Source organism: Paenibacillus ottowii, from assembly GCF_050516475.1.
In the GTDB taxonomy this organism is placed as follows: Bacteria; Bacillota; Bacilli; order Paenibacillales; family Paenibacillaceae; genus Paenibacillus; species Paenibacillus ottowii.
The window spans coordinates 2,169,327-2,182,315 of sequence record NZ_CP191577.1 but is presented as its reverse complement, the minus strand read 5'-3'; the positions used below and the strand labels follow the sequence as shown (position 1 = coordinate 2,182,315).

The 12,989-nt window shown below is 46.5% G+C and carries 13 protein-coding genes, 1 tRNA gene and 1 riboswitch; of the genes, 11 read left to right on the top strand and 3 right to left on the bottom strand.

Annotation, left to right across the window (positions count from 1 at the left end):
* Nucleotides 1-103: 103 nt before the first annotated feature.
* Nucleotides 104-186: transfer RNA gene (locus tag ACQQ6X_RS10425), tRNA-Leu, on the top strand.
* A gap of 146 nt (nt 187-332) precedes the next feature.
* Here the strand turns inward: ACQQ6X_RS10425 and ACQQ6X_RS10420 are convergent.
* Complete coding sequence (locus tag ACQQ6X_RS10420; protein WP_305165264.1) at nt 333-818, bottom strand: glutathione peroxidase; 486 nt, start codon at nt 816-818, stop codon at nt 333-335.
* 464 nt (nt 819-1,282) lie between these two features.
* Nucleotides 1,283-1,454: riboswitch (cyclic di-AMP (ydaO/yuaA leader) on the top strand.
* Nucleotides 1,455-1,567: 113 nt separating this feature from the next.
* On the opposite strand from ACQQ6X_RS10420, the gene ACQQ6X_RS10415 reads away from it, so the two are divergent.
* The 5 genes from ACQQ6X_RS10415 (at nt 1,568) to kdpC (ending at nt 6,876) form a co-directional block, all read left to right on the top strand.
* On the top strand, nt 1,568-1,963 hold the full coding sequence (locus tag ACQQ6X_RS10415; protein WP_305165263.1) for a hypothetical protein: 396 nt from the start codon (nt 1,568-1,570) through the stop codon (nt 1,961-1,963).
* A 184-nt stretch (nt 1,964-2,147) separates the two neighbouring features.
* Nucleotides 2,148-2,225, top strand: a complete 78-nt coding sequence (gene kdpF / locus ACQQ6X_RS10410) for a K(+)-transporting ATPase subunit F (RefSeq protein ID WP_369425853.1) — start codon at nt 2,148-2,150, stop codon at nt 2,223-2,225.
* A 142-nt stretch (nt 2,226-2,367) separates the two neighbouring features.
* The gene (kdpA, locus tag ACQQ6X_RS10405; protein ID WP_305165262.1) at nt 2,368-4,044 is read left to right on the top strand and encodes a potassium-transporting ATPase subunit KdpA; all 1,677 of its coding nucleotides are present in this window, start codon (nt 2,368-2,370) and stop codon (nt 4,042-4,044) included.
* A gap of 53 nt (nt 4,045-4,097) precedes the next feature.
* Nucleotides 4,098-6,128 (top strand): potassium-transporting ATPase subunit KdpB, encoded by a 2,031-nt coding sequence (gene kdpB, locus ACQQ6X_RS10400; RefSeq protein ID WP_305165261.1) that lies wholly within the window; start codon nt 4,098-4,100, stop codon nt 6,126-6,128.
* Between the two features lie 19 nt (nt 6,129-6,147).
* Complete coding sequence (kdpC, locus tag ACQQ6X_RS10395) at nt 6,148-6,876, top strand: potassium-transporting ATPase subunit KdpC (RefSeq protein ID WP_305165260.1); 729 nt, start codon at nt 6,148-6,150, stop codon at nt 6,874-6,876.
* Nucleotides 6,877-7,155: 279 nt separating this feature from the next.
* On the opposite strand, the gene ACQQ6X_RS10390 is transcribed toward kdpC, so the two are convergent.
* Entirely contained in the window at nt 7,156-8,475 is a 1,320-nt protein-coding gene (locus ACQQ6X_RS10390; RefSeq protein ID WP_305165259.1) for an Nramp family divalent metal transporter, read from the bottom strand.
* A gap of 317 nt (nt 8,476-8,792) precedes the next feature.
* On the opposite strand from ACQQ6X_RS10390, the gene ACQQ6X_RS10385 reads away from it, so the two are divergent.
* The 3 genes from ACQQ6X_RS10385 to ACQQ6X_RS10375 all read left to right on the top strand — a co-directional run bounded on the left by ACQQ6X_RS10385 (nt 8,793) and on the right by ACQQ6X_RS10375 (nt 10,212).
* Nucleotides 8,793-9,212 carry an organic hydroperoxide resistance protein gene (locus ACQQ6X_RS10385; protein WP_064795397.1) on the top strand — a complete coding sequence of 140 codons (420 nt, stop codon included), beginning with the start codon at nt 8,793-8,795 and terminating at the stop codon, nt 9,210-9,212.
* A 122-nt stretch (nt 9,213-9,334) separates the two neighbouring features.
* Entirely contained in the window at nt 9,335-9,661 is a 327-nt protein-coding gene (locus ACQQ6X_RS10380; protein WP_013369949.1) for a hypothetical protein, read from the top strand.
* 125 nt (nt 9,662-9,786) lie between these two features.
* Entirely contained in the window at nt 9,787-10,212 is a 426-nt protein-coding gene (locus tag ACQQ6X_RS10375) for a thiol-disulfide oxidoreductase DCC family protein (protein WP_305165637.1), read from the top strand.
* Here the strand turns inward: ACQQ6X_RS10375 and ACQQ6X_RS10370 are convergent.
* A complete protein-coding gene (locus ACQQ6X_RS10370; protein WP_305165258.1) occupies nt 10,209-10,997 on the bottom strand; it encodes a DUF3153 domain-containing protein in 789 nt (262 codons plus the stop codon). The genes ACQQ6X_RS10375 and ACQQ6X_RS10370 overlap by 4 nt on opposite strands.
* A gap of 236 nt (nt 10,998-11,233) precedes the next feature.
* On the opposite strand from ACQQ6X_RS10370, the gene ACQQ6X_RS10365 reads away from it, so the two are divergent.
* Nucleotides 11,234-12,205: a metal ABC transporter solute-binding protein, Zn/Mn family gene (locus tag ACQQ6X_RS10365; protein ID WP_305165257.1), complete on the top strand. Its 972-nt coding sequence runs from the start codon at nt 11,234-11,236 to the stop codon at nt 12,203-12,205.
* Nucleotides 12,206-12,219: 14 nt separating this feature from the next.
* Nucleotides 12,220-12,984, top strand: coding sequence for a metal ABC transporter ATP-binding protein (locus ACQQ6X_RS10360; RefSeq protein WP_305165256.1), 765 nt, complete (start codon nt 12,220-12,222; stop codon nt 12,982-12,984).
* Nucleotides 12,985-12,989 lie beyond the last annotated feature (5 nt).

The window sequence follows — 12,989 nt, the reverse complement described above, 5'->3', positions numbered from 1 at the left end:
TATATGTCATATAAGGCTACATATAAAATAATTATTGTATTTCTGTTTACAAATTGTTGCTGAGAGAGTATAATAAATCTGTTGCCTCAATACATTATGACATGCGGTCGTGGTGGAATGGCAGACACGCTATCTTGAGGGGGTAGTGGGCGTACGCCCGTGGAGGTTCGAGTCCTCTCGACCGCATTATGTGCAATACTTAGTTGAAAAAGCATCCTGACACGTTTTACGTGAAGGGGTGCTTTTTTTTTTGTTAACTTTTTTTATACATCTCGCCACAGAAGCGACCCTATGACAACGGATCGCTCGTTAACTGTAACGAAGAAAGATTGTCAGTTTTCCTGCAAAAGCTTTTCAATATCTCCTGCAAGCTTATCTGGAGTGGTTTGCGGCGCATAACGCTTAAATACGTTACCTTTTCGTGTAATTAAGAATTTAGTAAAATTCCATTTGATTGCTTTAGAGCCCAATACGCCCGGAGCAGTGTGGGTCAGGTAACGAAATAAAGGGTGAGCTTGATCACCATTGACATCTGTTTTGGCGAACATCGGAAAGGTCACACCATAATTGAGTTGGCAAAACTCGGAGATCTCCTCGCTGGAACCCGGCTCTTGTTTGGCAAACTGGTTGCTGGGAAATCCCAAAATTTCGAGCCCCTGTTCATGATACTGGTCGTATAGCTCTTGTAGTGCTTTATATTGGGGGGTTAACCCACATTTGCTGGCAGTATTCACGATAAGAAGAACTTTCCCTTCATATGTGGATATAGGAATTTGCGCTCCTTGCAGGGTCTGCGCATTATATTCATATACGCTCATGCTATTCCTCCTCGTTCAATAATCTACAATTAAATTGTAAACAACTTAAGAAAGGGTTGCAAGCTAGGAAGAGTATACACGCATTGAACTATTGTAAAATCATCTTTTGTTCAAAACGGTAAATTGCGCTTCAAATGGGGCTAATTGAGGAGTTCTTTCTCATAAAAACGGGTTTAATCGGTAATTATCTGGTACATATAGCGTATTTTCTTTCCTTTTTACAATTAAGGAGCAATCATGCCTCACCCTACGCCAATATTGACATGCCTGTCATTTTTGAAAAGGGGTGAAATACAGAGCTTTGGAGAGATGTGAGAAGCATAGATGTGTTGTAAGCGTTATTATTAATCTTCTATGCTCTAAAGGCCGATTTATAGCCTCTCTGTTGAGCTTTACAGTCTTCCTTGCACGGGTGTATGATTCAAGACGTAATTTCAAATTAACAACAATGAAGCAACAACGAATTGTCTAAAGCGCTGAATTTTGCAGTTGCAAAAGCGGGGGAACCAACGAGCATGTACGGCTTTGAAAGCCGTGTGTCTCATGGGGTGAATTTTCCGGTCAAGTGCCGTAAATAGGGCGACTCTCACGTCCGAATCCGACAGCTAACCTCGTAAGCGTACAGGGAGAGGCAACAAACCGCCGTGTGCAGCCATGGTTTATTTTATCATGGAATGTATGAAGCCGGAGGAAGCCTTTTTCCTTCGGCTTCTTTTTGTTGTCTTTTTATACCGGGAGAGGAGCTACTGATGGAAGGTCGGTTAATTATTGTCACTGCACCGAATGAAGCGGGCAGAAGTTTTGTGAAATTGCTTATGTTCAAAAAATTGGCGTTTGCAGTTCTCACAAACAGCACCCAGGAGGAACGACAGCTCAAAAAAATGGGTGTGGAGCACATTGTGCGCATCAATACGATGCAAGCGGGAAAATGGAATTTTCCTAAGAAAGAAATTGGTAGTGTGTATTTGTTCGAAAACAGCTTGAATCTAACTTGCCGTTTCCTGCAAATATGTCGGCCACTAACATCAGAACCGATCTATGTTATTACGCACGGCTGTAATCCACAAGGAGTTTATCGGGGATTGGGAGCGGACCATGTGATCTACACATTGAACGGAGAGGTGGGTTTCTTGCTGAACGGATAAGCACTTATAGCATAGCTGCTTTATGATTTTATGACAGAATCAAAAATGACAATCTGAGGAGCGATACGGAGGATAGGAACATGATGGATTTATACATGCTGCTCGTAATGGCTGTGAGTTATGGAGTGATATTGCTGTTTATACGCTGGTGTGATGTGCAGACCTCAAAAGGAGGGCGAAAAGGATGATCGTTGTGCTAGGGCTCACGATTGTTGTGTTCGTGTATTTAATCTACGCACTCCTGAATCCTGAAAGGTTCTAGTCAATCATAGGATCGAGCAGGCGGGAACAGCAGATCCAGAATGAAGCATCAGAGGGTCATTTTCGCAAACGTGTGCACTCAATGGATGTCTGAATCAGGTCTGTTGTTCCAAATGCAGGAGCATTTTAAGGAGGAATAGAGGATGGAGCTACTGCAAATTGGAATTGTGATCGTCATGTTGCTGCTCTTGGTAAAGCCGGTGGGTACCTATATGTATCACGTATTTTCAAATGAACCGAATCGGACGGATCGGATTTTTGGTGGAACGGAAAAGCTGATTTATAAGGCTGTAGGCTTGAAGAAACAGGAAAGCATGCGTTGGACCACGTATGCTATGAGTTTCATTGCAACCAATGTGGTGCTTGTGGGGATCAGCTACCTGCTATTGCGCTTGCAGGCGATACTCCCGGGCAATCCGGTTGGAAACAGTAATATGGAAGCATCATTGGCCTTTAATACCGTAATCAGCTTTATGACCAATACGAATCTCCAACATTATAGCGGTGAAAGCGGGCTTACGTATCTGACACAGATGGCATTTGTCACGATGATGATGTTTACTTCGGCTGCATCCGGGTTGTCGGTTGCTGCGGCTTTTATGAGAGGTTTGACGCGGCGCGGTGAAGGGCTGGGCAATTTTTTTCAAGATTTTATTAAAGCCATCATACGGATTTTCCTGCCGCTTGCCTTTGTGCTTACGCTGGTGCTGGTAGGGCTAAAGGTACCGCAAACGCTACAATCTACGGCGGATATTACAACTTTAAGCGGTACACAGCAGCAGATTGCTATGGGACCCATTGCTTCGCTGGAATCTATCAAGCATTTGGGTACGAACGGGGGCGGTTATGCTGGAGCTAATTCTGCGCACCCTTTTGAAAATCCAAGTCCTTGGACGAACGTACTGGAAATTCTGGCCATGTGGGTAATGCCTGCTTCGCTGCCTTATACTTTTGGATTGTTTGCCCGTAATCGCAAGCAGGGCTGGATTATTTTCAGTTCGATGATGGTATTGTTTCTTATTTTTCTATCCATTACATATGTGTCGGAGAAGACAGGTAATCCGTTAATCCAGACACTGGGGATGGATGCATCTCAGGGAAGCATGGAAGGGAAAGAGGTTCGTTTCGGTATTGGACAATCGGCATTATTCACTGCGGTTACAACGGCGGCAACGACAGGTTCGGTCAATAATATGCATGATACACTGACCCCGCTAGGTGGTATGGCTGCTTTGGGAGAAATGATGCTAAACGTCATTTTTGGCGGCAAGGGCGTCGGGCTGATGAACATGCTGATGTATGCGATTCTGGGGGTGTTTATATGTGGACTGATGGTTGGAAGAACCCCAGAATTTATGGGTAGGAAAATTGAAGGCAAGGAAATGAAGCTGATTGCGATTGCCATTTTGGTACATCCGTTTCTTATTCTCGCTCCAACTGCGCTTGCGTTTATGGGCCATTGGGGATACGATGCAGTCTCTAATCCCGGATACCACGGGTTGACTCAGGTACTTTATGAATATGCATCATCTGCGGCAAATAATGGTTCAGGATTTGAAGGTCTTGCAGATAACAACGTATTCTGGAATGTAACAACAGGGGCAGTTATGTTCTTTGGACGATATGTATCCATGATTGCATTGCTGGCTGTAGCGGCTTCATTGAATGCCAAAGCACCAACCCCGGTGACGACGGGCACACTACGCACGGACAACAAGCTGTTTGGAGCTATTCTAATCGGAGTTGTCCTGTTGATTGGTGCGTTAACCTTTTTGCCGGTGATTGTATTAGGGCCTGTAGCTGAATTTTTGACCATGTAATGAAGAAAGAGCATGAAGAAGAAAATGAGAATGGATGAACGGGGTGCTTGATCATGAAGGAAGAACGCAAACGCATGCTGGATAGAAGCATCTTGAAGCAGGCGGTCAAGGATAGCTTTATAAAATTAAATCCGATGATCATGATGAAAAATCCTGTCATGTTCGTCGTTGAGATCGGTACATTAGTCGTGCTGCTCATGCTGATGCTTCCCGGTTATTTTGGAGCCGGTAATGAGATGGGCTTTAACTTGGCTGTTTTTATTATTCTGTTGTTCACGCTGCTTTTTGCTAACTTTGCCGAAGCGCTCGCGGAAGGACGGGGGAAGGCACAGGCTGCTTCCTTGAAAAAATCCAAGCAGGATTCACAAGCTAATAAGCTCGTCGGGAATGAGATTCAGGTGGTCAGCTCGACAGCATTGCGTAAAGGTGACGTGGTAATCGTCTCTCAGGGCGAAATGATTCCAAGCGATGGTGAGGTCATTGAAGGTCTGGCCTCGGTGGATGAATCTGCGATTACGGGAGAGTCAGCTCCGGTCATCAAGGAATCGGGCGGTGACTTTTGCTCGGTAACTGGCGGGACGCGGGTGGTCAGTGACCGCATTAAGGTGCGGATTACGACTGAGCCGGGTGAGACGTTTATTGATAAAATGATTTCGCTTGTAGAAGGCGCACAGCGGCAAAAAACGCCAAATGAAATTGCACTGAATACATTGCTGATCAGCTTGACGATTATTTTTCTCATTGTGGTGGTGACGCTGGCTCCGATAGCCCGCCATTTTAAGATTGATTTGCCTGTTCCCGTACTAATTTCATTGCTGGTCTGTCTGATTCCGACCACGATTGGCGGTCTTTTGTCAGCCATTGGAATTGCCGGTATGGACCGGGTTACCCAATTTAATGTGCTGGCCATGTCAGGCAAGGCGGTAGAAGCATCCGGGGACATCAATACGATGATTCTCGATAAAACGGGTACCATCACCTTCGGAAACCGGATGGCGAGTGAATTTGTGGTGGTGGATGGTATAGAAAAGGCAAAACTAGCGAAATGGGCAGCGATGAGTTCGCTAAAAGATGAGACGCCTGAGGGACGTTCGGTGCTGGAATTGATGCGCAAGCAGGAATACACGCTGGACGAATCCTTGGCAGCAGGTGGAGCCTTTATCGAGTTCAAGGCAGAAACCAGGATGAGTGGCTTAGATCTCGCCGATGGACGAAAAGTACGTAAAGGCGCCGTGGACTCTGTCCGGCAGTGGATTGTAGCGCAAAAAGGCAGTATTCCAGCCGATCTAGAGGAAAAAGCGAATCAGGTAGCCGCAGAAGGAGGTACACCGCTGGCAGTCGCACTGGATGATCGGATATACGGCATTATTTATTTGAAGGATACGGTAAAGCCAGGTATGAAGGAGCGCTTTGATCAGCTTCGGGAAATGGGTATCCGTACGATTATGTGTACCGGTGATAATCCACTGACTGCTGCTACCATTGCACGTGAAGCAGGTGTGGACGACTTTGTCGCCGAAAGCAAGCCGGAGGACAAAATCGCAGTTATCCGCCGTGAACAGGAACAGGGCAAGCTGGTGGCCATGACCGGAGACGGCACCAATGATGCGCCTGCACTGGCTCAGGCAGATGTCGGTCTTGCCATGAATAGCGGTACGGTCGCGGCCAAGGAAGCTGCTAATATGGTGGATCTGGATTCCGATCCGTCCAAAATTATTGAGGTGGTCGCCATCGGGAAGCAACTGCTTATGACGCGCGGGGCATTGACAACGTTCAGTATTGCGAACGATGTTGCCAAATATTTTGCCATCATTCCGGCGATGTTCATGCTGGCCATTCCGCAAATGGGTGCATTGAATGTCATGGGGCTGGGTTCCCCGTTATCGGCTATTTTATCGGCGCTTATTTTTAATGCAGTCATTATTCCACTTCTGATTCCGCTGGCAATGAAGGGTGTAAAGTATAAGCCGATGAGCTCGGATCGTCTGTTGGGACGGAATTTACTGATTTACGGTTTGGGCGGTATGGTGGTACCGTTTGTCGGCATCAAGGCCATTGATTTGCTAGTGCATTTGTGGATTTAGCGCAGAAAGGGTGAGCGACATGAGTGGTTTTTATCGGATGTTGTCTGGACGCAGATTTGCCGCACATGAAAAAGTAGGATCTGGCGGACAAGGTCATAACATACGTACAGGAACGAAGGCAGTATCGGAAAATCAACCGGAGAGACAAGAGATGCGAGGAAGTACGGTTATTGGAGTGGCTTTGCGAACCTCTGTGCTAATGATCCTGTTGTGCGGATTGGCATATCCGCTAGTCAGCACAGGGGTAGCGCAGATCCTGTTTCCGCAGCAAGCAAATGGCAGTATGCTTCGTGATGCGGAGGGGCGGGTGATCGGTTCTGAGCTGATTGGACAGTCTTTTACCAATCCGGCGTTTTTCCAAGGTCGGGTATCAAGTATTGATTATAATGGGGCAGGTTCAGGCTCAAGTAACTATGCGCCGTCCAATCCGGCATTGGTGCAGCGGATCAAGGATTCTATTGCGGATTGGCAGAAGCATAACCCGGATGTACCCATCAGCCAGGTCCCATTGGACCTGATCACGAACTCTGGCTCCGGGCTGGACCCGCACATCTCGCCACAGGCGGCACAGGCTCAAATTCCGCGTATTAGCAGCTTGACGGGGATTGAGCAGGACCGGCTGAAGGCACTGGTGCAGGAGCAGACAGAAGGCCGCAGCGCCGGGGTGTTCGGCGAGCCGCGTGTGAACGTGCTCAAGTTGAATCTCGCGCTTGAAGAGCTAATGAAAGTTACTCCAGTTAAGCCATAGATGGATGAAAAAGGTATCCCCTAGCGATAAGTTTGGAGGGATACCTTTTTTCTACGGATTGGGATATTCTGGGGTGGGTCGCTGCAAAGGAAGTATCATTATTTGATGGATATTTGGCTTCATCCCAAGAACCATTACACGTGTTGTGCTCACGAGCATTCTACAATTGGGGAGTATTCCATTTGTGATGGGTACGGGGAGCATGAAAAAAGAGGTATTCCATGGCTATTTTGCCTCCTGGAATACCTTTTATTTTACTGGTTACTTGCAAACATTCTGTCAGCCTGAAATTGTTTGGATGATGAGTACCACATTTAAGATAATGATGATCCCGGTCACGATCCAGGTTAGTGCCTTTTGCCACATTTTATTCGCAAATTCACCCATAATCTTTTTGTCACTGGTAAAGAGCAATAATGGAATGATGGCAAAAGGGAGCTGGATGGATAAAATAACCTGACTCAGCACAAGCAGCTCTTCGGCACCTTTTTCACCTGCAATCGCTGTGACGATGACCGCTGGAACAATCGCGATAAGGCGGGTCACCAAACGACGCAACCAAGGTGAGAGACGAAGGTTCAGGAAGCCCTCCATCACGATTTGTCCGGCTAAAGTGCCTGTTACGGTCGAGTTTTGACCTGAGGCGAGTAACGCCACCCCAAACAGTATGCTTGCAAGTGTGGTTCCGAGTAAGGGCGAAAGCAGATAATAGGCATCACTAATCTCTGCTACATCTGTTTTTCCTGCTGTATGGAATACGGCAGCTGCTACGATCAAGATGGCTGCATTAATGAATAGAGCGAACATCAGCGCTATACTGGAATCCCAGGTCGCAAATGTAATAGCTTCCCGTTTACCTGCCGATGTCTGCTCATATTTGCGAGTTTGTACAATAGAAGAATGCAGATACAGGTTATGCGGCATTACGGTAGCGCCCATAATACCGATCGCAATGTACAGCATGCTTGGATTCGTCAAAATTTGCGAGTCCGGTACAAAGCCCTCCAATACGCCGCTCCATTCCGGCTGTGCCAAAATGAGGTTAATGCCAAAACAGCCGGCAATCGTAGCCATTAATACAATGACGAGGGTTTCCAATGCCCGAAAGCCTTTGTTTTGCAGCAGCAAAATGAGCATAACATCAAATGCGGTAATGATGACCCCATATAGTAACGGTAGACCGAACAGCAGCTTCAGCGCAATGGCTGAACCGATGACCTCAGCCAAATCCATGGCTGCAATGGCAATTTCGCATAAAAACCATAAGCCAATCGCTACAGGGCGACTGTAGGCGTCACGGCACATTTGAGCCAAATCTTTACCTGTGGCAATGCCGAGCTTGCCGGCTAGGGCTTGCAGCAGGATAGCCATCAGATTGGAGATCAGAATGACACTAAGCAGTGTGTAGCCGAATTTCGATCCACCAGCGATGTCTGTGGCCCAGTTGCCAGGGTCCATATAGCCGACAGCGACCATATAGCCGGGTCCGGCAAAGGCGAGAAATTTCCGAAACCAGGTGCCGTCCTTCGGGACGCTTAAAGAACGATTCACTTCCGACAGTGAAGCGATTTCCGCGAAGTTGCCCTTTGAATTTTTCATACGCTTCACCTTCTTTGTTCATATTGAAATATAGTATTAGTGACATAGTGAATGTGTTATCCCTATTGTACACCCACAATAGTTTTTGTCTAGTGCAACTTTTGTGTGGCCAAGCAAATTCGTCGTATTTTTGAAGCAGTTGGCCGTTTTAATAAAAGTAAACAATGAAAAAACAAGCTATATTGCTCTCAAGGGGGAGTTTTAAAATGATTCATTTTGCTTGGCTTGTTTAAAGTACATACGAGAGGGAAATCATGTATTAACATGACGAGAATTCCTGTGGAATGCAAAAAAAAGTGAGAAGGAGAGATGAAATCATGGAGGCGTTATACACAGCATCAGCAACAGTACATGGTGGGAGAGACGGTTCAGTTGCTTCTTCCGACGGGGTCTTGAAGCATAAGCTGAGCACGCCGAAGGAGTTGGGTGGCGCAGGTGGAGACGCTACGAATCCGGAGCAGCTGTTTGCGGCAGGCTACGGCGCATGCTATGAGAGCGCGTTGGCGAATGTGGCCCGGAAGGCCAAGGTAAAGGTGGACAATGTAGAGGTCACCAGCCACGTATCGATCGGCAAGGACCCTAGCGACGGCGGCTTCCAGCTAGCAGTGCGTCTGGATGTGAAAATGCCAGGAATCGAGCGTTCCCAGGCCGAAGATTTGGCGCGCCAAGCACATGATTTTTGTCCGTACTCCAAAGCAACTCGCGGTAACATTGATGTTGAACTCAACGTCATTTGACCGCATTTTTAAAAGTTCTACATGCGGCCGCCGATTGATCGGCGGCTTTTGCACCTAGATCTTGGGCTGCTGAGATTTGCGACCATTTGACATCATCGCCAAAATTCATTAAGATGTCATAGGTGATTCTGGTCATCAGGTACGAAACAAATTTGAAAAATACGGGTGATATGATGTCTTACAGACCGAATATTGTTAATTTCACGCTGGCTGGCAGCAACGAAAAGGAAGGGCTTTATGAGTTTAAAATGAGTTTGGCCGATGGAACGGAGTGCCGCGTTTTTTCTCAACGTAATCCGGAGTGGACTTTGACGAATATTAGTCGACTGCTAACGACACCTTGCCCGGTATGCCATAAGGATTTTATCTGCAAGTGTATGGATCAGTTCCATGATGAGTTTTTAGAGCAAATTAATGCAAAACAGCTGTTTGAGAAAGCATTGAGCTAGTTTTTCGAACAGGGTAAGGATTATACATTCCTAAACAAGCGTCGGATACTTTCGGCGTTTTTTGTTTATAATCGTATCGTTGCATTTTCATGCCGTTGATTTCTCTGTGGAGGTGAAATACGTTGATGAACCAGTCTGATCATGTGCATACCGGACATTCGATCGTCTTGGTGGATGGGGGATGCCACTTTTGTCAGGGAGCAACCCGCTTCATTATCAAACGTGATCCTGAGGGAATATTTCATTTTGCTTCCCTGCAATCCGAGGTGGGACAAGAATTTTTACATGCAGGTGGACTGTCAACAGATCGGCTGGATACGTTCGTACTGATTGAAGACGGTACGTATTATACAAAATCAACCGCAGCTTTGCGAATTGCCAAGCGCCTTCGTTTTCCGTATCCGCTAGCCTACGTGCTCATCTTGGTTCCCCGCTTTGTGCGCGACGCTGTCTATAACTGGGTAGCGCGTAACCGATATCGTTGGTTTGGCAAGGATGAAGAGGATCAATGCCAGATCCCCCCACCAGAAATTAGGAAACGATTTTTTTAGTTGCCCTTTTTATGTTTATTTTTGCGACGGTAATTATGAATCAGTAGTATCACGGCTACCGCGATCAGTATGAGCCCCGTAACCGATACATACACAATATGTCGTACATTGGGTACGTTGACCGACAATTTTAGCTCGTTAGGCTCTAATGGAGCAATGTCCCAATAGAGTGTTTTTCCGTCATCCGACACCCGGTCCGCATTGCTGGAAGCAGGCTGGATAGGTAGGGAGAGACTGAAGTTAAGGTCCAATTGTCGCTCTAGTAATTTGCGTGCGAACACATTCATTTGTTCTAATTTATCACTCAGGCCACGGGCTTCTTTAGGAAGCATCCGAGGCAGATCAAGCTTAAGCGTAAGATCCATATTTGTTGTGAAAAAATGCTGGCTCACAGCGCGTTTTATTTCTAATCCCTCAGGCAGATGTAAACCCTGATCGGGATTTTTTTGGTTTGTGCTCCAATCCCCTTGATAATGCCCCTTTATTTGATATCCCTTCCGCCCCTGTTCCGTTAGCGGCTTTACATTTACATTGTTGCTTTGTATACGTTGAACTAATCGGTCGAGCAGGCCGGGATTGTCCAACATCACCAGTGTCTGGTTGTTTACACTGAATGTTGCATCCATATCTACACTTTGATCGAGATGAACATCTACATGGATGTCACCCCGAGCACAGGAGGTTAGGGAAAGCAGACAGCACACCAGCATAAAAATGAGCAGTATTTTTCGTAACTGGATGTGCCGACATTTGTTCCAATAAGGACCATATCCTGCTGGGTTCATGACCTACACCTTCTTTGAATGATTTCTTTGGTTTAACGACTGACATCTTCTATATATTACACATTCGAAGAGCCAAAATCGAACGATATAAAAGAGAAGATAAGATTTATATCTTAAAAATGTTTCCTAAGGTAAAAACTTTGGTATATACTCTAAAGTATAGATACAATGAAAAATAATTGTCTTAAGGAAATAGTATGTCCCAAAAATAAATATTAAAAGGAGGATTTTAAAACATGAACAAGCAGTTTAAAAAGGCTTTGCCGCAGTGGGTGGCGACGGTTGGCGTGTTGTCTCTAGCTCTGGTTCTAGCGACTGCATGTACCGATCCCAAGAAGACAGAGCAGGGAGCAGCGAGAGAGGCGGGACAAAAAATAAAGGCTACGGCTACCATCGGTATGATCTCTGATATTGTCGGGAAGGTCGGCGGCGCTTATGTGGAGGTCACGGGAATTATGAAGTCAGGCGTTGACCCGCATTTGTACAAGGCGTCCCAAGGAGATATGCATAAGCTGGACGAAGCCGACGTCATTTTTTATAACGGGTTGCATCTGGAAGGAAAAATGCAGGACATTCTGGAGAAAATCAGCAAGCAAAAACCTGTTATACCCGTGTCTAAAAACATTGCCCAGAATCAATTGCGTGCAGCTAGCCCGAAAATGGGGGCTGAGTATGATCCACATATCTGGTTTAATGTACAAAACTGGATGTCTGCGGTAGAAACTGTCAGAGATGTATTGTCAGAACTTGATGCTGCTCATGCAAAGGATTATAAGGCCAATGCCGAGGCTTATCTCGCTGAGCTACGAGAGCTGGATGATTACACGAGAGAGCAGATTGCCAGCATACCGAAGGCTCAGCGGATTCTTGTCACGGCACATGATGCCTTTGGGTATTTCGGAGACGCTTACCAGATTCAAGTAAGAGGACTTCAAGGCATGAGTACAGAGTCAGAGGCGGGCTCACAAGATGTGACCAAGCTGAGAGATTATCTGGTGGAGCATGAAATTAAAGCCATATTTGTAGAATCGAGTGTTCCGAGAAAGGCCATAGATGCGGTTATTCAGGGCGCAGCTCAGCAAGGTCATACCATAAAGGTTGGCGGCGAGTTGTACTCGGATGCGATGGGTGAAGAGGGTACGGAAGATGGAACATATATTGGAATGGTCAAGCATAACGTGAATACGATCGTCAGAGCTCTTAAATAAGGAGGCGTGGACACATGGGACATTCACCACTTATTGTTCGTGATTTATCGGTAGCCTATCAAAAAAAGCCCGTATTGTTCGATGTCTCCTTTGAGGTGCCAGAAGGCAAGCTGATTGGTATTATCGGCCCCAACGGGGCTGGTAAATCTACATTGATCAAGGCCGTGCTTGGACTGATTCCAAGACTGAAGGGCGAGGTGCTGGTCTACGGCAAACCCTATAAGCAACAGCTGCTTAAGGTTGGATATGTACCACAGCGGGAGTCGGTGGATTGGGATTTTCCAACAAACGCTCTGGATGTGGTTATGATGGGACGGTACGGCAGACTGGGCTGGTTTAAGCGTCCGGGAGCAGCAGAACGCCAGGCTGCGCTGGAGAGTTTAGACAAGGTTGGAATGAGCCCATTTGCAGACAGGCAGATTAGTCAATTGTCAGGCGGCCAGCAACAACGTGTCTTTTTGGCGAGAGCACTTGCGCAGGATGCTCAGCTTTATTTTATGGATGAACCGTTTGTCGGTGTGGACGCTGCCACAGAAAAAGCTATTATTTCATTGCTTAATGATCTGAAACAGCAGGGGAAAACCGTGCTCGTCGTTCATCATGATCTATCCACGGTCACGGAATATTTTGACCAGGTTATGCTGTTGAACGGGCATCTGATGGCGATTGGGGCGACAGCCGATATTTTTACCGAGGAACATCTGCAACGTACTTATGGCGGACGTCTGAGTATACTCAAAACAGGTTCGGAATCCGGCACGATACTCGGAGTGAGGTGAGCAGT